General features: G+C 57.5%; 18 protein-coding genes and 1 other annotated feature. Of the genes, 11 read left to right on the forward strand and 7 right to left on the reverse strand.

The window, feature by feature from the left end:
- Positions 1-17 precede the first annotated feature (17 nt).
- The gene (gene arcA / locus ACVWZ0_RS04185) at positions 18-734 is read right to left on the reverse strand and encodes a two-component system response regulator ArcA (RefSeq protein ID WP_125290506.1); all 717 of its coding nucleotides are present in this window, start codon (positions 732-734) and stop codon (positions 18-20) included.
- A gap of 605 nt (positions 735-1,339) precedes the next feature.
- Here arcA and ACVWZ0_RS04190 point away from each other — a divergent pair.
- The 5 genes from ACVWZ0_RS04190 (at position 1,340) to thrC (ending at position 7,062) form a co-directional block, all read left to right on the forward strand.
- Positions 1,340-2,038: a tRNA/rRNA methyltransferase gene (locus ACVWZ0_RS04190; protein ID WP_253455393.1), complete on the forward strand. Its 699-nt coding sequence runs from the start codon at positions 1,340-1,342 to the stop codon at positions 2,036-2,038.
- Positions 2,039-2,226: 188 nt separating this feature from the next.
- Positions 2,227-2,301, forward strand: a complete 75-nt coding sequence (gene thrL, locus ACVWZ0_RS04195; protein ID WP_301252455.1) for a thr operon leader peptide — start codon at positions 2,227-2,229, stop codon at positions 2,299-2,301.
- Positions 2,234-2,358, forward strand: a sequence feature (Thr leader region). It overlaps the preceding gene by 68 nt.
- A gap of 22 nt (positions 2,359-2,380) precedes the next feature.
- Positions 2,381-4,840: a bifunctional aspartate kinase/homoserine dehydrogenase I gene (thrA, locus tag ACVWZ0_RS04200; protein ID WP_253455391.1), complete on the forward strand. Its 2,460-nt coding sequence runs from the start codon at positions 2,381-2,383 to the stop codon at positions 4,838-4,840.
- Positions 4,841-4,842: 2 nt separating this feature from the next.
- Positions 4,843-5,772 carry a homoserine kinase gene (thrB, locus tag ACVWZ0_RS04205; protein ID WP_253455389.1) on the forward strand — a complete coding sequence of 310 codons (930 nt, stop codon included), beginning with the start codon at positions 4,843-4,845 and terminating at the stop codon, positions 5,770-5,772.
- Between the two features lie 3 nt (positions 5,773-5,775).
- Positions 5,776-7,062, forward strand: coding sequence for a threonine synthase (gene thrC, locus ACVWZ0_RS04210; RefSeq protein ID WP_253455388.1), 1,287 nt, complete (start codon positions 5,776-5,778; stop codon positions 7,060-7,062).
- A 295-nt stretch (positions 7,063-7,357) separates the two neighbouring features.
- Here thrC and ACVWZ0_RS04215 read toward each other — a convergent pair whose 3' ends face one another.
- The 3 genes from ACVWZ0_RS04215 to yaaA all read right to left on the reverse strand — a co-directional run bounded on the left by ACVWZ0_RS04215 (position 7,358) and on the right by yaaA (position 10,920).
- The gene (locus tag ACVWZ0_RS04215; RefSeq protein WP_253455386.1) at positions 7,358-9,031 is read right to left on the reverse strand and encodes a hypothetical protein; all 1,674 of its coding nucleotides are present in this window, start codon (positions 9,029-9,031) and stop codon (positions 7,358-7,360) included.
- Positions 9,028-10,026 carry a type III secretion system chaperone gene (locus ACVWZ0_RS04220; RefSeq protein WP_253455385.1) on the reverse strand — a complete coding sequence of 333 codons (999 nt, stop codon included), beginning with the start codon at positions 10,024-10,026 and terminating at the stop codon, positions 9,028-9,030. The genes ACVWZ0_RS04215 and ACVWZ0_RS04220 overlap by 4 nt, the downstream gene beginning before the upstream one ends.
- Positions 10,027-10,143: 117 nt before the next feature.
- Positions 10,144-10,920, reverse strand: coding sequence for a peroxide stress protein YaaA (gene yaaA, locus ACVWZ0_RS04225; RefSeq protein ID WP_253455384.1), 777 nt, complete (start codon positions 10,918-10,920; stop codon positions 10,144-10,146).
- Between the two features lie 239 nt (positions 10,921-11,159).
- Between yaaA and tal the strand changes: the two genes are divergently transcribed.
- From tal to ACVWZ0_RS04240, 3 genes are all read left to right on the forward strand, one after another.
- Complete coding sequence (gene tal / locus ACVWZ0_RS04230) at positions 11,160-12,113, forward strand: transaldolase (protein ID WP_253455383.1); 954 nt, start codon at positions 11,160-11,162, stop codon at positions 12,111-12,113.
- A 121-nt stretch (positions 12,114-12,234) separates the two neighbouring features.
- A complete protein-coding gene (gene mog, locus ACVWZ0_RS04235; RefSeq protein WP_125290515.1) occupies positions 12,235-12,822 on the forward strand; it encodes a molybdopterin adenylyltransferase in 588 nt (195 codons plus the stop codon).
- Between the two features lie 114 nt (positions 12,823-12,936).
- On the forward strand, positions 12,937-14,238 hold the full coding sequence (locus ACVWZ0_RS04240) for an MFS transporter (protein ID WP_253455382.1): 1,302 nt from the start codon (positions 12,937-12,939) through the stop codon (positions 14,236-14,238).
- A gap of 36 nt (positions 14,239-14,274) precedes the next feature.
- Here the strand turns inward: ACVWZ0_RS04240 and satP are convergent, their stop codons facing one another.
- A complete protein-coding gene (gene satP / locus ACVWZ0_RS04245; protein ID WP_253455381.1) occupies positions 14,275-14,847 on the reverse strand; it encodes an acetate uptake transporter in 573 nt (190 codons plus the stop codon).
- Positions 14,848-15,148: 301 nt separating this feature from the next.
- Between satP and dnaK the strand changes: the two genes are divergently transcribed.
- Together dnaK and dnaJ are read left to right on the forward strand one after the other, a co-directional pair.
- Positions 15,149-17,062 carry a molecular chaperone DnaK gene (gene dnaK / locus ACVWZ0_RS04250; protein WP_253455380.1) on the forward strand — a complete coding sequence of 638 codons (1,914 nt, stop codon included), beginning with the start codon at positions 15,149-15,151 and terminating at the stop codon, positions 17,060-17,062.
- Positions 17,063-17,167: 105 nt separating this feature from the next.
- The gene (gene dnaJ, locus ACVWZ0_RS04255; protein WP_125290517.1) at positions 17,168-18,307 is read left to right on the forward strand and encodes a molecular chaperone DnaJ; all 1,140 of its coding nucleotides are present in this window, start codon (positions 17,168-17,170) and stop codon (positions 18,305-18,307) included.
- 79 nt (positions 18,308-18,386) lie between these two features.
- Here the strand turns inward: dnaJ and ACVWZ0_RS04260 are convergent, their stop codons facing one another.
- The gene (locus ACVWZ0_RS04260; protein ID WP_253455379.1) at positions 18,387-19,316 is read right to left on the reverse strand and encodes an Rpn family recombination-promoting nuclease/putative transposase; all 930 of its coding nucleotides are present in this window, start codon (positions 19,314-19,316) and stop codon (positions 18,387-18,389) included.
- 204 nt (positions 19,317-19,520) lie between these two features.
- On the opposite strand from ACVWZ0_RS04260, the gene nhaA reads away from it, so the two are divergent.
- Positions 19,521-20,681, forward strand: coding sequence for a Na+/H+ antiporter NhaA (nhaA, locus tag ACVWZ0_RS04265; protein ID WP_253455378.1), 1,161 nt, complete (start codon positions 19,521-19,523; stop codon positions 20,679-20,681).
- 182 nt (positions 20,682-20,863) lie between these two features.
- On the opposite strand, the gene rpsT is transcribed toward nhaA, so the two are convergent.
- Entirely contained in the window at positions 20,864-21,127 is a 264-nt protein-coding gene (gene rpsT, locus ACVWZ0_RS04270; RefSeq protein ID WP_125290520.1) for a 30S ribosomal protein S20, read from the reverse strand.
- Positions 21,128-21,285 lie beyond the last annotated feature (158 nt).

The raw sequence follows: 21,285 nt of genomic DNA on the forward strand, positions 1-21,285 counted from the left end.
CTCAACGCAGCACCGGCTTACTCCTGCAGGTCGCCGCAGAAACGGTAACCTTCACCATGAATAGTGGCGATAATTTCCGGCGTGTCCGGCGTGGACTCAAAATGTTTACGAATGCGGCGGATGGTGACGTCCACGGTGCGATCGTGCGGCTTCAGCTCGCGGCCGGTCATTTTTTTCAGCAGATCGGCGCGGGTCTGGATTTTGCCCGGATTCTCGCAGAAGTGCAGCATCGCGCGGAATTCGCTACGCGGCAGCTTGTACTGTTCGCCCTGCGGGCCAATCAGCGAGCGGCTGTTGATATCCAGCTCCCAGCCGTTAAAGCGATAGCTTTCAACCAGCTTGCGCTCCTCGCTGTGCGGCGCCAGATTCATGGTGCGCGACAGCAGATTACGGGCGCGGATAGTTAGCTCACGCGGGTTGAAAGGCTTGGTGATATAGTCATCCGCCCCGATCTCAAGGCCGAGGATCTTATCGACTTCGTTGTCCCTGCCGGTCAGGAACATCAGCGCCACGTTGGCCTGTTCACGCAGTTCGCGCGCCAGCAGCAGGCCGTTTTTGCCGGGAAGGTTTATATCCATGATGACCAGGTTGACGTCGTTCTCTGTCAAAACCTGATGCATTTCTGCACCGTCCGTAGCTTCATAAACCATGTAGCCTTCGGCCTCAAAAATACTTTTGAGAGTATTGCGAGTAACTAATTCGTCTTCAACGATAAGTATGTGCGGGGTCTGCATGTGTTCGCTACCTAAAATTGCCAAAAAACGATATGGGCATACAGCAGTTACCGTATGGGTAATACGCGGGCGCCGATTGACGCGTAACGCGGGCTGTACGGAATATGTTCACAAGCCATTCATGGACCGGAAAATACCAGATAAAAAAGTATATTCCCTGTCTCGGCAAGGTCAAAAATGGCGTATATCCTAACCTCATTAACAGCAACATAACAGCACAAGCCACGACCAACAGCCAATAAATAAAGCTTAATTGACTTATATCAATCCAATTGTAGCACGTTGAGGTGCTGTTGAAAAACGCCCCGCCAAAGGGCGATTTAGCTGGATAAGCGCCGCGCAAAGATGAAAAAATAAACGGCTTTCTTTGCAAAGAGTATAGATAAAATTTAACAATTCTTAATTGCCTGAACTACATGAGATTATCGTCAGATAAATGTTTTTATCGCTAAAATCAGCGGAAAAAAGCCGTAGTTTATAATTATAGCTGGTCAGACAGGTCGTTAGTATGTTGTTGATTTGTTAAAATGATAGCAGAGGTTTCCCGTCCATCTTATGCCACGGGACCCTCAGGATATGTCCACACTGAACTTAAGAAGGCCCTTATGCGTTTTCCCCTGATACTTGTTTCACCTGCCCGACCTGAAAATGTGGGGGCGGCGGCCCGCGCCATGAAAACCATGGGATTTGATGAATTACGGATCGTAAACAGTCAGGCGCATCTGGAAGCGGGCGCACGACGGGTCGCGCATGGCGCAGGCGAGATCCTGGAACAGGCTACGCACTGGCCTTCGCTGGCTGCCGCGCTGGCGGATATCGACTTCAGCATCGCTACCACCGCGCGAAGCCGGGCAAAATTCCGCTATTACGCCACGCCGCAGCAGGTAGAAAGCCAGCTGGCGGAAAAGCAGCAGTGGATCGGCAGCGCGGCGCTGGTGTTTGGGCGTGAGGATACCGGCCTGACGAATGAGGAGTTAGACCAGGTGGATTTGCTGACCGGCATTCCGATGGCGGCGGACTATCCTTCGCTGAATCTTGGGCAGGCGGTGATGGTGTACTGCTATCAGCTGTCGGCGCTGCGTCAGGTCGCCGCCGTGCCGGCCGTCACGGCTGACGGTCAGCAGCTGAAGGCGCTGCGCCAGCGGCTCAGCCAGCTGGTTGAGCGGCTTGAGGTCAGCGACGATCGCAAACTGGTCGACTGGCTGGATCAGCGTCTGGGCACGCTGCAACAGCGCGACACCGCTATGCTGCACCGGCTGCTGCACGACATAGAAAAAAATCTTATAGATAAAAAAACTGGTTAACGCTTTATACATAGCAAGACATGCTAAGGGTAAGCGGCTTTCGCCTTGGTTAAGATCTGTTTTCAGGCCAAATCCCTGGCGGGCGTTTTGTCAGCCGATTTGCGCCTGCGGATAAAAAAATTGACTTAGCCAGGGCTTTGCTTTACTTCTGAAAGCGGACAAATTCAAGACAGACAGTAAAATCTAAAATGCGTACTTACAGCCTGATGACAACAATCATTATTACCACCACCACCATTACCACAGGTAACGGTGCGGGCTGACGCATACAGGAAAAAATAAAAAAAGCCCGCACCTTAAACAGTGCGGGCTTTTTTTTCGGCAAAAATTCAGGAGATGATTATGCGAGTGCTGAAATTCGGTGGAACCTCAGTCGCCAACGCGGAAAGATTTTTGCGCGTGGCGGATATTCTGGAGAGCAATGCTAAGCAGGGACAGGTCGCTACCGTATTGTCCGCGCCGGCCAAAATCACCAACCATCTGGTGGCGATGATTGAAAAAACCATCAGCGGGCAGGATGCGCAGGTAAACCTGCTCGATGCCGAAAAGATTTTTGACGTTTTGCTGCAAGGGCTGGCGGAAGCGGAGCCGAAATTTCCCTACGCCCGTCTGAAAGCCGTGGTGGATGCGGAGTTCGCTCAGCTGAAGCAGGTGCTGCACGGTATCGGCCTGCTCGGCCAGTGCCCGGACAGCGTCAATGCCGCCATTATCTGTCGCGGCGAGAAGCTGTCGATCGCCATTATGGAAGGGCTGCTCCAGGCGCGCGGCTACGGCGTCAGCGTGATCGATCCTGTTGAAAAGCTGCTGGCGGTTGGCCACTATCTTGAGTCCACCGTGGATATTCCTGAATCCACTCGCCGTATCGCCGCCGCGCAGATCCCTGCCGAAAATATGATCCTGATGGCGGGCTTTACTGCCGGAAACGAAAAGGGCGAGCTGGTGGTGCTGGGCCGTAACGGCTCCGACTACTCCGCCGCCGTGCTGGCTGCCTGTCTGCGCGCCGACTGCTGTGAAATCTGGACCGATGTCGATGGCGTTTACACCTGCGATCCGCGTCAGGTGCCGGACGCCCGCCTGCTGAAAACCATGTCCTATCAGGAGGCGATGGAGCTTTCCTACTTCGGCGCTAAAGTGCTGCATCCGCGCACCATCACGCCGATCGCCCAGTTTCAAATTCCCTGCCTGATTAAAAATACCGCCAACCCGCAGGCGCCCGGCACGCTGATCGGCGGCGACAGCGCCAGCGACGATAACCCGGTAAAAGGCATCACCAACCTGAATAACATGGCGATGTTTAACGTCTCCGGGCCCGGCATGAAAGGGATGATCGGCATGGCCGCGCGCGTGTTCGCCGCCATGTCCCGCAGCGGCATTTCCGTGGTGCTGATCACCCAGTCTTCTTCCGAATACAGCATCAGCTTCTGCGTGCCGCAAAGCGATCAGCTGCGCGCCCGTCGCGTGCTGGAAGACGAGTTCTTCCTGGAGCTGAAAGACGGACTGCTGGAGCCGCTGGACGTGATGGAAAATCTGGCCGTGATTTCGGTGGTGGGCGACGGAATGCGTACGCTGCGCGGTATCTCCGCGAAGTTCTTCTCGGCGCTGGCGCGGGCCAATATCAATATCGTGGCCATTGCGCAGGGCTCTTCAGAGCGCTCTATTTCCGTGGTGGTGCATAACGACGACGCTACGACCGGCGTGCGCGTGGTGCATCAGATGCTGTTCGCCACCGACCAGGTGATCGAAGTGTTCGTGATCGGCATCGGCGGCGTGGGCGCAGCGCTGATCGAACAGCTTTCCCGCCAGCAGGCGTGGCTGAAGAACAAGCATATCGATCTGCGCGTCTGCGGCATCGCCAACTCCAAAGCGCTGCTGACCAACGTGCACGGCATTCCGCTGGACAACTGGCAGGCCGCGCTCCAGGAAGCCAAAGAGCCTTTTAACCTGGCGCGCCTGAACCGTCTGGTGAAAGAGTATCATTTGCTTAACCCGGTGATTGTCGACTGTACCTCCAGCCAGGCCGTAGCCGATCAGTATGCGGATTTTCTGGCCGATGGTTTTCACGTGGTCACGCCTAACAAAAAGGCCAATACCTCGTCCTGGCAGTACTATCAGCAGATGCGCGCGGCGGCGGCTAAATCGCGCCGCAAGTTCCTGTACGATACCAATGTGGGTGCGGGCCTGCCGGTGATTGAAAATCTGCAAAACCTGCTTAACGCCGGTGATGAGCTGCTGCGTTTCTCCGGCATTCTGTCCGGATCGCTCTCTTATATCTTCGGCAAGCTGGACGAGGGCGTGTCGCTGTCGGAAGCGACCCGTACGGCGCGCGAAATGGGCTTTACCGAGCCGGATCCGCGCGACGATCTCTCCGGGATGGACGTGGCGCGCAAGTTACTGATTCTGGCGCGTGAAGCGGGCTATCAGCTGGAGCTGAGCGATATCGAAATCGAAGCCGTGCTGCCGGAGGCGTTTAACGCGCTGGACGTGGAAACCTTTATGCAGCGGCTGCCGGAGCTGGACGACGCTTTTACCGCCCGCGTACGCCGCGCGGCCGATGAGGACAAAGTGTTGCGCTTTGTCGGCGTGATTGAAGAGGGCGGCCGCTGCCACGTGAAGATCGACGCCGTTGACGGCAACGATCCGCTGTATAAAGTCAAAAACGGCGAAAATGCTTTAGCTTTTTACAGCCGCTATTACCAGCCTATACCGCTGGTGCTGCGCGGTTACGGTGCCGGTAACGACGTGACCGCCGCGGGCGTGTTTGCCGATCTGTTACGCACCTTGTCATGGAAGTTGGGAGTTTAAACATGGTTAAGATCTATGCGCCAGCCTCAATTGGCAACGTCAGCGTCGGCTTCGACGTGCTGGGCGCGGCGGTTTCGCCCGTCGACGGAACGCTGCTGGGCGACTGCGTAACGGTGGAGGCGGCCAGCGAGTTCAGCCTGCGCAACGAGGGACGCTTCGTCAGCAAGCTGCCTGCCGATCCGCAGGAAAATATCGTCTGGCAGTGCTGGGATCGCTTTTGCGAGGCGACAGGCAAACGCGTACCGGTAGCGATGACGCTGGAAAAAAATATGCCGATCGGCTCCGGTCTGGGATCTAGCGCCTGTTCGGTGGTGGCCGGACTGATGGCGATGAACGAACATTGCGGCAGGCCGCTTGACGACAACCAGCTGCTGACGCTGATGGGCGAGCTGGAAGGCCGGGTTTCCGGCAGCGTCCACTTTGATAACGTGGCACCCTGTTTCCTGGGCGGCCTGCAGCTGATGCTGGAAGAGAACGGCGCGATCAGCCAGCCGGTGCCATGCTTTGATGACTGGCTGTGGGTGATGGCCTATCCCGGCATCAAGGTTTCCACCGCCGAGGCGCGGGCGATCCTGCCTGCGCAATATCGCAAAGAAGATATCATCAAACACGGCCGCTATCTGGGCGGCTTTATTCACGCCTGCCACACTCAGCAGCCGGAACTGGCGGCGAAGCTGATGCGCGACGTGATCGCCGAACCCTACCGCACTAAACTGTTACCGGGCTTCGCCAATGCCCGCCAGGCCGCCCAGGATATCGGCGCGCTGGCCTGCGGCATTTCCGGCTCCGGGCCGACGCTGTTCGCCGTCTGTAATCAGGCCGACACGGCGCAGCGCATGGCAGACTGGCTTCGCCAGCACTACCTGCAAAACGAGGAAGGCTTCGTCCATATTTGCCGCTTAGACACGGCTGGCGCACGTAAACTGGGATAACGCATGAAACTTTATAATCTGAAAGATCACAACGAGCAGGTCAGCTTTTCACAGGCGGTTAAACAGGGTCTGGGCAGCCAGCAGGGGCTGTTTTTCCCGCTGGAGCTGCCGGAGTTTGAGCTGACCGATATCGACGCCATGCTGGAGATGGATTTCGTCAGCCGCAGCAGCAAAATTCTCTCTGCTTTTATCGGCGACGAAATCGACGCGCATCATCTGCACGAGCGCGTGAAAAACGCGTTTGCGTTCCCCGCGCCGGTAGCGAGAGTCACCGACGATATTTCTGCGCTGGAGCTGTTTCACGGCCCGACGCTGGCTTTTAAAGACTTCGGTGGCCGCTTTATGGCGCAGATGCTCTCTTACGTCAGCGGCGCGGACGAGAAGATCACCATCCTGACCGCCACTTCTGGCGATACCGGTGCGGCCGTAGCCCATGCGTTTTACGGCATGGACAACGTGCGCGTGGTGATCCTCTATCCGCAGGGCAAAATTAGCCCGTTGCAGGAGAAGCTGTTCTGTACGCTGGGAGGCAATATCCAGACGATCGCTATCGACGGCGATTTCGATACCTGTCAGTCGCTAGTCAAGCAGGCCTTCGACGACGAGCTGCTGAAGAAGGCCATCGGCCTGAACTCGGCGAACTCGATCAATATCAGCCGCCTGCTGGCGCAGATTTGCTACTACTTTGAAGCGGTGGCGCAGCTGGCGCAGGAAAAACGCAATCAGCTGGTGGTGTCGGTGCCGAGCGGTAACTTCGGCGATCTGACGGCGGGCCTGCTGGCGAAATCACTGGGCCTGCCGGTGAAGCGTTTTATTGCCGCCACCAATGCCAACGACACCGTGCCGCGCTTCCTGAAAGGCGGCGAGTGGCTGCCTGCCGCTACCGTTTCCACGTTGTCGAACGCCATGGACGTCAGCCAGCCGAACAACTGGCCGCGCGTTGAGGAGTTGTTCCGCCGCAAAACCTGGCGCCTGACCGACCTGGGCTTTGGCGCGGTAGATGATGAAACCACCCGCGCTACTATGCGCGAGCTGGCGGATCTGGGCTATATCTCCGAGCCGCACGCCGCTATCGCTTACCGACTGCTGCGCGATCAGCTACAGGAAGGCGAGTTCGGGCTGTTCCTGGGGACGGCGCATCCGGCCAAGTTCAAGGAGAGCGTGGAAGAAATCCTGGGCCAGACGCTGCCGCTGCCGCAGGAGCTGGCGGATCGCGCCGATCTGCCGCTGCTGTCGCACAAGATGGCCGCCGATTTCGCCGAGCTGCGCGACTTCCTGCTTTACAAATAACGCCTGCGGCCCTTATTCATAAGGGCCTGAGATTGTTGACACACTCATCCTCTGTCATCAAGTCGCATTGGGGCCGGTGGAAAGCAGCGGAGGCAGATCGGAACACGGACACGCCGTGAATACGTCCATGTAGGCTCGTTTCGCGCGTCCATGCGCGAAAACGGTCCGCTTATCCGCTCAGCCTCTGCCGCTGTGAAGCGGTTGTGTCGCTATCAAAAACGACAGTGTAGAGTCGCAGGCTTTTAAGTCTGTCATCAAACATTGGCCCTTACCCGTAAGGGTCTTTTCCTGCCTGTTATGCCGTCCCGCTGGTGGAGGGCTCTCCTGAGTTTCCGGTTGATTGTGGTGACCCTGAAGGCTGAATAGCGGCCGTTTGCTGCCCGGAAGGCGGCGCGGCTATCGCCTGCTGGCTACGGCTATCCGCTGCCGGATTCGGCTGTCCGGCGGCGGTGATATTCACCGGCCCGCTGGTGGCAGCTGCTACGGCGGCGCGCACTTTACTGTGCGCCTGATAGATCTGGTTCACCATCTTGTAGGTCAGGCCAAACGCGGCTGCGGTGCCGCCGTTGTTCAGCAGGCTGGAGAGCTGCGGCGACAGCGAGCCTTTGGTCGCCGCATTCAGCACCTGCTGCGCGGCCAGGGTGCTGGCATTGGCGAAGTTATTCCAGCTCAGGCGGGCAATGGAGTGATCCAGCAGGCGGCCATAATCTTTCATCGGCAGGGAAGGGGAGAACTTCTGCGAGTCGCCCGCGCGTTTGGCGTCATAATGCTTGCCCAGAAAGGCGTCGCCCGTCTCAATCACGGTGTTGCAGGCGGCCCGGATGCCGGAAACCAGCGCCGCCATCGCGTGCAGCTCTTTCCCGCTGAGCCGCTGCCCGGCCGCATCGCGAATTTCAGGGCCGGAAACGGTATAGCCCTGCGGCAGCGCTTTCTGGATCAGACCGTCCTGCAACATGCCCATCGCCAGCGTATTCAGCGTGTACCAGGCACCGTTGGTGCGCATATCGCCATCGCTGACGCCGTGGCTTGGTTTGCCGTCGCGCGAGGCCACCATGCTGCCGGTCGCCTGCAAAGATTCGCGCGAGGCCGCGTAAAGCACGTTGCGCAGCTGGGTGCTGAGCACGCGGGTGGTTAAGCCAGGGTTGCCGGTCAGCACGCCAGCCGCCGACATGCCTATATTCATCAGTTCGGCGGCGACCTGCTGCCCGGTTACGCGCTGTGAGTCCTGCTGGTGTTTGTCCGTCATATTTTGCCATTCCTGCGGCTTATCGCGCTGGATCACGTCTGCCTGGCCCGGACTCAGGCCAAACTGACCGCGCACGGCAACGGCATTGTTTTGCGGATCGCGTGCCAGACGCGGCTCCCTGATATGGTGATGCGCGGCGATGTTTGCCAGCGACACCGCGACCTGAAGCCCCACGGCGGCGGCCGGATGCTTCTCGGCCAGATGCGGCAGCATCATGTTATAGGCCTCGATAAATGCCTCTTCGCGCATCAGCGTCGGCAGCCCGCAGGTCACCATCTGCTGTAGCGCATGGCCGCCCAGCGCGCCCCAGGCTTTGTTTTGCAGCGGCGCAGAGGCGAATTTCCCCAAGGTGACGGCGGAGTGTTTGGTTTCGTTCCAGCCCGCTTTTCCGGCAATTTTTGCGCCTTTCCAGCTTTGATTACCAACATACTTCGTGCCCTGCCAGCCCGCTTTGCCCGCTACCGTCATTTTGTCGGCGGCGTAGCTGCCGCCGGTTTTTAAGCCGCCCCATGCCGCGTTGCCAACGGTTTGCAGGCCGCCCGAGGTCGTCTGTAACCCTTTTCTGGCGCCCTCCGCCAGGCCGGAAAAAAACTGGCCTGCCGCGTGGCTCGCCCTGGCCGCGCGCGCTGGCCCCGTGGGCAGCGGGCCGCTTTCAATATCGCCCCGGCTGTTCTGCACGGTCATCTGCTGTAGGGCGGGCGCGCGCTGGATTGAATCAGTCATAAGTCGCCTCTCTGTGTATCGCTACTGAAAGCCATGGTCAGGGTCATCAGATTTGCCAGCCATTCGGCTAAATCAAGGCCGTCCAGCCCCAGGGAATCCCAGCGGCAGAGCAGGCTGACCTCTTCCTGATAAAGCCCCAGCGAGCAGTACGTCAGCGGCTGTAAATCCCCGTTGGCGACCAGCAGCCGAAGGGCGTCATCCGTCTTCAGCTCAAGCGGCGTGGAAAGGAAAAGGTGGCGGCCGTCACCGTCGGCGGTAATGGCTATCTCACGCTCGGGAAAGCGTAGCGAACAGAGGCAGCCGTTGAGCTGGTATTGCGTTGCGGGCAGTTCTAACGCGGCGACAGCCTGCTGCACCAGCGGGTAGTGCCACCGGGCGGCCAGCGCCTGTGCCGCCAGCGCATCGATTTTTAAAGCTGTCTGCTGCTGCCAGCCCATGACCCAGCCGGGCAGCGCTGGCGCTTTGTCTGCTTGCTGCGTTGCCTCGGGCTGGCCGAGAGACAGCAGTAAATCGATCAGGCTGGCGGCAAGGGCGTCGATATCGTTAAGGATGGCCGCCAGCGCCAGCGCATCATCAACGGCGTCAAAAGCCAGGCGTCTGGTCAGCAGCGTCGTACCCTGTTCATCCAGCGAGAGGCTGATGCCGTTCATCGCCATCGCCACGCCGTTAGCGCGCAGCAACAGCTGCTGCCAGGTTTCAGAATGGATTGCCTGGGGCGTGCGCAAATAGCCAACGACGAGCCACAGCGGGACGGGATCTTCGCTTTGGCAAATCATAACTACATGCAGCGCGTCCAGGCGGAGCAGGCCGGTTGTGGCAAATTGCTGCTGCGCCTTTTCGTCTACGCCAAACTGCGCCGCTGCCGCTTGCAGCCAGGCATGCGAGCCAACGGGCAGCGGATTTTGCAGCGTGGGCGCGGCGGCGTTTACGGTGGGAGGATGCGTGGCGTGCCAGGCCCTGTCAGTGACGGTTTTAAGAAGCGCTTGCCGATCCATAATTACCTCAAGGCTGATGCAGATAAACCTTGAGTAGAGCGATCGGCGGCGCGGTTCGGCACCATAACAAAACGCTATGGCTGGATCTGAAAAGGCGGCTCGCCCGCGAAAGCGGGATCAGACGATTTCGTGACGTTTAAACACCAGCTCGCGCTCGCTGCTTTCGTCAGCCACGAAAAAGTAGCCGTCAACGTCGAACGCTTTCAGCTGTTCCGGCTGCGTCAGGCGGCACTCGATAATATAACGGCTCATCAGGCCACGGGCCTTTTTGGCGTAGAAGCTGATAACCTTAAACTTGCCGTTCTTCTCGTCCAGGAACACCGGCTTGACGATGCGGCCTTGCAGCTTCGCTGGCTTCACCGCTTTAAAATACTCATCGGAAGCCAGGTTAATCAGCACGTCGTCGCCCTGTTCCGCCAGCGCCGCGTTCAGCGCTTCGGTCAGCCTGTCGCCCCAAAAGGCATAAAGATCTTTGCCGGCAGGGTTGGTCAGCTTAGTGCCCATCTCCAGACGGTAAGGCTGCATCAGATCCAGCGGCCGCAGCAGGCCGTAAAGCCCGGAAAGCATGCGCAGATGCTGTTGGGCAAAGGTGAAGTCGTCTTCGCTGAAGGTCTCCGCCTGAAGTCCGGCGTAAACGTCGCCCTTAAAAGCCAGAATGGCCTGGCGCGCGTTATCCGGCGTAAAAGGCGTTTGCCATGCCTGAAAACGACCGGCGTTTAAATCGGCCAGCTTGTCGCTGATGCTCATCAGTGAGCCGATCTGCGCGGGCGTCAAGTCGCGCGCCACGTCAATCAGCTTTTTGGCATCATTCAGCAGCGCGGGCTGCGTAAAGCGGGCGGTCGCCAGCGGGCTTGCGAAATCCAGCGTCTTGGCCGGGGAGATCACCATCAACATGACAGAATCCTTATGTAATACGCCATCGGAGGGCAAAAAAAAGCGCAGGCAGTGTAGCAAAAAAGCGCCGTGGCACGACAAATCACTGCTATCGGCCCGGACAAATTAGCTAAATAAAGGGCGCGATTTAGCACTCAGTGGCCTGGCCGCAAGCTTACCTTGCATGGTCGGTCTCGCGTGATATTATCCGTGGCAGACAGTTTCAAGAACCCGATAACTCTTCTGAGAGAATGACAACCATGACGGACAAACTGACTTCCCTGCGCCAGCTCACCACCGTTGTTGCCGATACCGGCGACATCGCAGCGATGAAGCTGTATCAACCGCAAGACGCTACCACTAACCCTTCACTGATCCTGAATGCCTCACAGATCCCGGAATACCGTAAGCTGATCGATGAAGCCGTAACGTGGGCGCGCGAGCAGACCAGCAACAAAGAAGAGCAGATCCAGTACGCGGCAGATATGCTGAACGTCAAAATTGGTCTGGAGATCCTGAAGCTGGTGCCGGGTCGTATCTCTACGGAAGTCGATGCGCGTCTCTCTTACGACACCGAAGGCAGCATCAATAAAGCGCGCGCGCTGATCAAGCTCTATAACGATGCCGGTATCAGCAACGACCGCATCCTGATCAAGCTGGCCTCCACCTGGCAGGGCATTCGCGCCGCCGAGCAGCTGGAAAAAGAAGGCATCAACTGTAACCTGACGCTGCTGTTCTCCTTCGCTCAGGCCCGCGCCTGCGCCGAAGCGGGCGTCTACCTGATCTCTCCTTTCGTTGGCCGTATTCTGGACTGGTACAAAGCCAATACCGACAAGAAAGAGTACGCGCCGCATGAAGATCCGGGCGTGGTTTCCGTGTCTGAAATCTACCAGTACTACAAGCAGCACGGTTACGAAACCGTGGTTATGGGCGCAAGCTTCCGCAACGTAGGCGAGATCGTTGAGCTGGCCGGCTGCGACCGTCTGACCATCTCCCCGGCGCTGCTGAAAGAGCTGGCGGAAAGCGAAGGCACGCTGGAGCGTAAGCTCTCCTACACCGGCGAAGTCAAAGCGCGTCCCGCTAAAATGACCGAAGCGGAATTCCTGTGGGAGCACAACCAGGATCCAATGGCGGTTGATAAGCTGGCGCAGGGCATTCGCAACTTCGCGCTTGACCAGGCCAAGCTGGATAAGATGCTCGCCGAACTGCTGTAATTCCCTCACGCGGTCGGTTCGCCGGCCGCGTCCTGTACATCAAGCGTGGCAATGTTTATCCTTCCCCTGTTCCCCTTATAAAACCGCGCCCTCCCGCGGCCGGCCTCACAGTGACGACACAATGAATACTTTACGCATAGGATTGATCTCCGTTTCCGATCGCGCGGCTAACGGCATCTATCAGGACGAAGGCTTACCGGCGCTGGAAGCCTGGCTTTCTACGGCGCTGGCGACGCCTTTTACCGTTGAGAAACGGCTGGTGCCCGACGAGCAGCCGATGATTGAGCACGCCATTTGCGAGCTGGTGGACGAGCTGTTTTGCCATCTGGTGTTGACTACCGGCGGAACCGGGCCGGCCAGACGCGACGTGACGCCGGACGCCACGCTGGCTATCGCGGATCGCGAAATGCCGGGCTTTGGCGAACAGATGCGTCAGATCAGCCTGAATTTTGTGCCGACCGCTATCCTTTCGCGCCAGGTTGGCGTGATCCGCAAGCAGTCACTGGTGATTAATCTGCCGGGGCAGCCAAAATCGATCAAAGAGACGCTGGAAGGCTTAAAGGACGCGGACGGCAAAGCGAAAGTGCACGGTATTTTCGCCAGCGTGCCCTACTGCATCCAGCTGCTGGATGGCCCTTATGTGGAAACGCATGAGGCGGTAGTAGCAGCATTTCGTCCTAAAAGCGCCAGACGCGAAACAAACAGCTAAAAATTTCCGGATTCAGGCATAAAGTTCAGCGCTGCTGGTGTAGCGGAAAATGAACGGTATAGTCATGCTGGCTTTACACGCTCTTATTCCCTCACTTCTGGCTGCGCGACGATTATGCACAATAACAGCACTCGCCGATTGAACCGGCAGGATTACAAAACCCTCTCTCTGGCCGCCCTGGGCGGCGCGCTGGAGTTCTATGATTTTATCATCTTCGTTTTTTTCGCGGCGGTCATAGGCGAACGCTTCTTTCCGGCTGATATCCCCGACTGGCTAAGACAGATGCAGACCTTCGGCATCTTTGCCGCAGGCTATCTGGCGCGGCCGCTTGGCGGCATTATCATGGCGCATTTTGGTGACAGCAGGGGAAGGAAGAAAATGTTCAGCCTGAGCATCCTGCTGATGGCCCTGCCGACGCTGGCGATGGGGCTGCTGCCTGACTATGCGTCGCTGGGCGTGGCGGCACCCGTACTGCTGCTGCTGTTGCGCCTGTTACAGGGCGCGGCCATCGGCGGCGAAGTGCCCGGTGCCTGGGTTTTTGTGGCGGAGCACGTGCCGGAAAAACGGATCGGTTTCGCCTGCGGCACGCTGACCGCCGGACTGACGGCGGGTATTTTATTGGGATCGCTGGTTGCCACGCTGATCGCCACCACGCTGTCGGCCCAAAGCATCGCGACATTCGGCTGGCGCATTCCTTTTTTTCTGGGCGGGATTTTTGGCCTGATCGCGCTTTATCTGCGCCGCTGGCTGCATGAAACGCCGGTCTTTACGGAAATGCAGGCACGCAAGGCGCTGGCGCAGGAGCTGCCGCTGAAAACCATCGTCAGGGCGCATCGTCGGAGCGTGATCGTTTCCATGCTGCTGACCTGGCTGCTTTCCGCCTGTATCGTGGTGGTCATTTTGATGGCACCCGCGCTGCTGCAAAAAACCTATGGGCTACCGGCGGCGCAAACTTTACAGGCCAACAGCCTGGCGACCGTTATGCTGCTTATCGGCTGCGTGGTGGCGGGCGCGGCGGCAGATCGTTTCGGCGCGGGTAAGACGTTGATGGTCGGCAGCCTGCTGCTGGCGGGCGGCAGCGCCTGCTTTTTTTACGTGGCCGCGGCTGCGCCACAGTATCTTTATGCCGCCTATGCGCTGGCTGGCCTGTGCGTAGGGGTAGTGGGCATCACGCCTTTTATTATGGTGAAAGCGTTTCCGGCGGACGTGCGTTTCACCGGCATTTCGTTTTCCTATAACGTCGCCTACGCCATTTTTGGTGGGCTGACGCCCATTTGCGTCACTTTTATCATGAAGCTGACACCCATGGCGCCGCTCTGGTACGTGCTGAGCCTGGCGGCGATGGGCTTTGTGCTGGGCGGCTGGCTGCTGCGTAGCGACAGGCAACCGTTATTAAATCAGGTCAGCGTTCGCTAAAAGACAGGCCCCGTGATTATCCACACGGGGCTTTTTTTATGCCCGCGTTACCTCGCCAATTGGCAGCGCCTTGCGCGCCAGCTGTTCGTTAATCACTTCCGCCATCGCCAGATAGATCGCGCTCGCGCCGCAAATAATGCCTTCGAAACCGGCCAGCGTCAGAATGCGCTCGCTGCCGCTGATATTGCCTGTCGCTAGCAATGCGAACAGCAGCGTCAGGCTGGCAAAAACAAACTGCAAGGCGCGGTTGGCCTGCAACGTGCCGAAGAACATAAACAGGGTGAAAATGCCCCACAGCGCCAGCCAGACGCCAAGGAAAACCGCATCCGTCGGCGCAGCCAGCCCCAGCGACGGCAGCAGCAGCATGCCGACCAGACTTAGCCAGAAGCAGCCATAGGCGGTAAACGCCGTCAGGCCGAAAGTGTTGCCTTTTTTATATTCCAGCAGGCCAGCCAGGATCTGCGCGAGGCCGCCAAAAAAAATGCCCATGCTGAGCACCACGGACGTTAACGGGAAAAATCCTGCGTTGTGCAGGTTCAGCAGTATGGTGGTCATCCCAAACCCCATCAGGCCCAGCGGCCCAGGATTGGCCAGTTTGTTGTTATGCATAAGTCCTCAGCTATAACAGAAATTAAGAAGAGGCGCGGGCAGGGCGGCTGACCGCCGCTTTCCTGCAAAGCGCGCGGCATCATAAAGAGCCATCGGCGGGGCGACATTGATCTGCCATAAGGATAAAAACGAAATTTTTTTTAACTCGCCCCTTGATGCCGGGCGCGCAGGCCCCATCTTATTTGGCATCCAGGGTTATGTAGCGAAAAAAAGCGTGAAGCCGGGAGTTGAAACGGCCAAAACCGCCCGCATTAAGTGTGCATAACCTGATTTGAAATGAATTTAAGTGGGAGACGTTTAGATGGGCAAGATTATTGGTATTGACTTAGGTACAACAAACTCTTGTGTCGCGATCATGGATGGCGGCAAAGCGCGTGTACTGGAGAATGCGGAAGGCGATCGCACTACGCCATCCATCATCGCTTACACCCAGGATGGTGAAACGCTGGTTGGTCAGCCTGCTAAACGCCAGGCCGTGACTAACCCACAGAACACCCTGTTTGCGATCAAGCGCCTGATTGGCCGTCGCTTCCAGGACGAAGAAGTGCAGCGTGATATTAAAATCATGCCTTACCAGATCGTTGGCGCCGACAACGGCGACGCATGGCTGGACGTAAAAGGCCAGAAAATGGCACCGCCGCAGGTTTCTGCTGAAGTGCTGAAAAAAATGAAGAAAACGGCGGAAGATTACCTGGGCGAGCCGGTAACCGAAGCGGTTATCACCGTACCAGCCTACTTTAACGATGCGCAGCGTCAGGCGACCAAAGATGCCGGCCGTATCGCAGGTCTGGACGTAAAACGTATCATCAACGAACCAACCGCAGCCGCGCTGGCTTACGGTATGGACAAAGGCCAGGGCAACCGTACTATCGCGGTATATGACCTGGGCGGCGGTACGTTCGATATCTCTATTATCGAAATCGATGAAGTTGACGGCGAAAAAACTTTCGAAGTGCTGGCGACCAACGGTGACACCCACCTGGGCGGCGAAGACTTCGACAGCCGTATGATCAACTATCTGGTAGCAGAATTTAAGAAAGATCAGGGCATCGATCTGCACAACGATCCGCTGGCGATGCAGCGTCTGAAAGAAGCGGCAGAAAAAGCGAAAATCGAGCTTTCTTCCGCACAGCAGACCGACGTTAACCTGCCGTACATCACTGCTGATGCAACAGGTCCTAAACACCTGAACATCAAAGTGACCCGTGCGAAGCTGGAATCGCTGGTAGAAGATCTGGTGAGCCGTTCTATCGAGCCGCTGAAAGTGGCTCTGCAGGATGCTGGCCTGTCTGTTTCCGACATCAACGACGTTATCCTGGTCGGCGGTCAGACTCGTATGCCAATGGTGCAGGCGAAAGTGGCCGAGTTCTTCGGCAAAGAGCCGCGTAAAGACGTGAACCCGGACGAAGCGGTAGCGGTAGGCGCAGCGGTGCAGGGCGGCGTACTGGCAGGCGACGTGAAAGACGTGCTGCTGCTGGATGTTACTCCTCTGTCCCTGGGTATCGAAACCATGGGCGGCGTGATGACCGCGCTGATTGCCAAGAACACCACTATCCCGACCAAGCACAGCCAGGTGTTCTCAACGGCGGAAGACAACCAGTCTGCGGTAACCATTCACGTGGTGCAGGGTGAGCGTAAGCGCGCGGCGGACAACAAATCGCTGGGCCAGTTTAACCTGGACGGCATTCAGGCAGCGCCACGCGGTATGCCGCAGATCGAAGTGACCTTCGATATCGACGCCGACGGTATTCTACATGTCTCTGCGAAAGACAAAAACAGCGGTAAAGAGCAGAAGATCACCATCAAGGCTTCTTCTGGTCTGAACGACGATGAAATCGAAAAAATGGTGCGCGACGCCGAGGCTAACGCCGAAGCAGACCGTAAGTTTGAAGAGCTGGTACAGGTTCGCAACCAGGCCGATCATCTGTCGCACAGCACCCGTAAGCAGCTGGACGAAGCGGGCGACAAACTGCCTGCGGACGACAAAGCGCCAATCGAAGCCGCGCTGACCGATCTGAACACCGCGCTGAAAGGCGAAGACAAAGCGGAAATCGAAGCGAAAATGCAGGCGCTGATGGAAGTCTCCAGCAAGCTGATGGAGTTCGCTCAGCAGCAGCAGGCCGCTGGCGGCGCAGCTGATGCAGCCGACGCTTCCGCGAAGAAAGACGACGACGTGGTCGACGCCGAGTTCGAAGAAGTTAAAGACAAAAAATAATCGCCCTTGAGCGGGCACGGCGGGCCGCAAGGCCCCCAGTGAAACCTACGGGCGTCGGAGTGTTCTCCACGCCCGTTCACGCATATTTAGGGCAGGATCACCATAATGGCGAAGCAAGACTACTACGAGATTTTGGGCGTTTCGCGATCGGCGGACGAGCGCGAAATCAAAAAGGCCTATAAACGCCTGGCGATGAAGCATCACCCCGATCGCAATCCGGGCGACAAAGAATCAGAAGCAAAATTTAAAGAAGTCAAAGAAGCCTACGAAATTCTGACCGACGCGCAGAAGCGTGCGGCTTATGACCAGTACGGTCACGCAGCCTTTGAACAGGGCGGCATGGGTGGCGGCGGCGGCGGTTTTGGCGGCGGCGGCGCAGACTTCAGCGATATCTTTGGCGACGTGTTCGGCGATATCTTCGGCGGAGGACGCCGTCAGCAGCGTGCTGCGCGCGGCGCCGATTTGCGCTACAACATGGAGCTGACGCTTGAAGAAGCCGTCCGCGGCGTGTCCAAAGAGATCCGCATCCCTACGCTGGAAGAGTGCGACGTCTGCCACGGCAGCGGCGCCAAAGCGGGCACGCAGCCGCAAACCTGTCCGACCTGTCACGGTCAGGGTCAGGTCCAGATGCGTCAGGGCTTTTTCACCGTGCAGCAGGCGTGTCCGACCTGTCACGGTCGCGGTTCCGTTATCAAAGATCCCTGCAACGCCTGTCATGGACATGGCCGCGTAGAGCGTTCTAAAACGCTGTCGGTAAAAATCCCGGCAGGCGTGGATACCGGTGACCGCATCCGTCTTTCAGGCGAAGGCGAAGCGGGCGAGCACGGCGCACCAGCGGGCGATCTTTACGTTCAGGTGCAGGTGCGCAAGCATCCTATCTTTGAACGTGAAGAGAATAACCTGTACTGCGAAGTGCCGATCAACTTTGCAATGGCGGCGCTGGGCGGCGAAATCGAAGTGCCGACGCTGGACGGGCGCGTTAAGCTGAAAGTGCCTGCGGAAACGCAGACCGGTAAACTGTTCCGTATGCGCGGCAAAGGCGTTAAATCCGTACGCGGCGGCGCGCAGGGCGACCTGCTGTGCCGTGTGGTCGTGGAAACGCCGGTCAGCCTGAGCGAGAAGCAGAAAAGCCTGCTGCGCGAGCTGGAAGAGAGCTTTGGCGGCGTGGGCGGCGAGAAGAACAGTCCGCGTTCGAAAAGCTTTTTCGACGGCGTGAAGAAGTTCTTTGACGATCTGACCCGCTAGCCTTTATAGCGTGCAGAACCAGACGGGCGGCTTAAACCGCCCGTTTTTTATGGCAAGCGCAAAGGGGTCAGCGCCAGGGCTACGCCGTTGGGTTGGCCTGGCTGAGGCTGGTGAGTTCCTGCTCCGACAGGCCGGTTGTTTTCGATACCGTGTCGGGGGCAATGCCATTCTGTAGCAAGGCGCGGGCAATTTTTAGCGTGGCCTCGCGCTCGCCTTCGGTTCGCCCTTTTTGAAGCCCTTTAGTTAATCCTTTTTGTTCAAGGTATTCTGCAATAGTCATCAACACGTCCTCCTGTGACGATAAATGGCTGGTCAGCTCCTGCAGCAGCTTTTCCGGATTACCCGCCGTGCCGATTTGCATCATCCAGTTCATTGAGGTTACTAACTGCTCGTTCGTAGTATAACCTGCAAGCAACAGGGTCACCAACTGTTCCGTCAGCTCCGCCAGGTCGCGCGTTCTGGCGTGCTTCAGCAGCAGCTCCAGCATCGCCATCCGGCGGTGTTTCATGATATCCGCATCATCCATCGCGCCGACGTCAATCAGCGGAAAGCTTCGGGTATAGAGCCGTCGGGCCAGCTCCGGCTCAGCGAACAGCGCCGTCCAGTCTGTGGTATAGGGCCAGGGCGTGGCGCGACCATGACAAAACAGCAGCGGGACGACCAAAGGCAGCGCCGTGTGTCCCGCCTCTATATGTCGCTGCATAGCCGCTATCGCGTAGCGCATCAGGCGGAAGGCCATATGCTTATCCGAACTGCTCTGGTGCTCTATTAGCGTATAGATATAGCCCGTGCCGTTACTGGTCCGCAATGAATAGAGCACGTCGGCGAAATAAGTCCGCAAATTCTCTTCAATAAAGCTGCCCGACTCCAGCTGCAAGGTGGTGATATCGCAGATTTCAAGCAGCTCCGGCGGCAGATCGAACGACAGAAAATCCCGCGCGGTGTCGGTATTAGTCAGAAAAGTTTTAAATAGTCCATCATGCGGTACAGGCGAAAGGGTTTTCATCATCGATCCTGAATCAGAAAAATAATGCCGACATCATGTCATGCCCGTTTTATCCGGTTAAGGGCGTTAACAGCGCGATGCGGCGCGCCTCGTAAATAATTTCTCCGGCAGCCTTTTTGCCCGATAAACCACCGCAAACCGTTTTTCCTGCCGTCAGAAACGCGTATGCTGTCAGGCCGCACGATTTGTTTATCAGGAAAGATTGCAATGAAATCCGCGATTAAGCGATTACTCAATAATGAAGCAACCGGCGGCGTGGTATTGATTATCGCTGCCGCTATCGCCATGTATCTGGCCAATTCGGCCGGCACCCAACAAGCCTACCAGTCTCTTCTTGCCATGCCGGTGGAATTCCGTTTTGGCTCGCTGGATATCAGCAAAAATCTGCTGCTGTGGATCAACGATGCGTTGATGGCGCTGTTCTTTTTGATGATTGGGCTGGAAGTCAAACACGAGCTGGTTTCCGGCTCGCTGGCCACGCGTGAACGGGCCATGTTCCCGCTGATTGCGGCTATTGGCGGCATGATCGCGCCCGGCGCGATTTTTGCCCTGCTCAATCATAACGATCCGCTGGCCGTTCACGGCTGGGCTATTCCTACCGCCACGGATATCGCTTTTGCTTTGGGTATTCTGGCGCTGCTGGGCAGCCGCGTGCCGCCAGCGTTGAAAATGTTTCTTATGGCGCTGGCGGTGATTGATGACCTGGGCGCTATCCTGATCATCGCCTTCTTTTATACGCAGGATCTGTCGCTGGCTTCGCTTGGCGTGGCCGCCGGGGCTATCGTGGTGCTGGCGTTACTGAACCGGCTGGGCGTGCGTAATATCGCTATTTATATGCTGGTTGGCATGGTGCTGTGGGTAGCGGTGCTGAAGTCGGGCGTGCACGCCACGCTGGCCGGCGTGATTGTCGGCTTCTTTGTGCCGCTGGAGAAACAGAACGGCCATTCTCCGGCTATCCACCTGGCTCACGGGCTTGCGCCCTGGGTCAGCTGGCTGATCCTGCCGCTGTTTGCCTTCGCCAATGCCGGCGTTTCGCTGAGCGGCGTCTCGCTGGACGGTTTGTTCTCCGCCGTGCCGCTGGGCATTATTTTAGGGTTGTTTATCGGCAAACCGTTAGGTATCACGCTAATCTGCTGGCTGGCCGTCAGGCTGCGCATCGCGGCGCTGCCGGAAAACACGCGTATGCAGGATATTTGCGCCATCGGCGTGCTGTGCGGGATTGGCTTTACCATGTCGATATTTATCGCCTCGCTGGCTTTCGATGCGCAGCATGAGGAGATGGTGACGCTGGCGAAGCTGGGTATTCTTACCGGCTCGATTGTTTCTGCGCTGGTAGGCTATACGCTGCTGCGTATCAAGCTGCGCTGATTGAGGACGACGGCAGGCTCACCGCTTGCCGTTGTCTCTTGCGGCTAAGGCCGGCGTTCAGGAGGCGGCAAACTCAGGCCGGGGCCGAATGGCGGACATAAAAAAGCCCGGAGCCAAACGCCGGGCATAAAAAAACCTGCCTGAGCAGGTTTCTTTATCAAAGCTGATTAACAGACGGGCGATTAAGCCAGTTTGTTGATCTGAGCAGTCAGGTTTGCTTTATGACGTGCCGCTTTGTTTTTGTGGATCAGGCCTTTAGCTGCCTGACGGTCCACAATAGGCTGCATTTCATTAAATGCAGTCTGCGCAGCTGCTTTATCGCCAGTAGCGATAGCCGCGTATACCTTCTTGATAAAAGTACGCAACATTGAACGACGGCTAGCGTTGTGCTTACGACGCTTCTCAGACGTTACGGCGCGTTTCTTAGCTGATTTGATATTAGCCAAGGTCCAACTCCCAAATAGTTCTATGAGGACAATTCAAAGGCCGAGGAATATGCCTCTTTAGCCCGTGGTTGTCAATGGATTTGTGCAAATAAGCGCCGCTGAAACAACGACACCTGGTTACGTTTCGATGGCGCAAGATTCTACCAGCTTCATGGCGA

This window comes from Erwinia sp. TECH1, assembly GCF_054057575.1.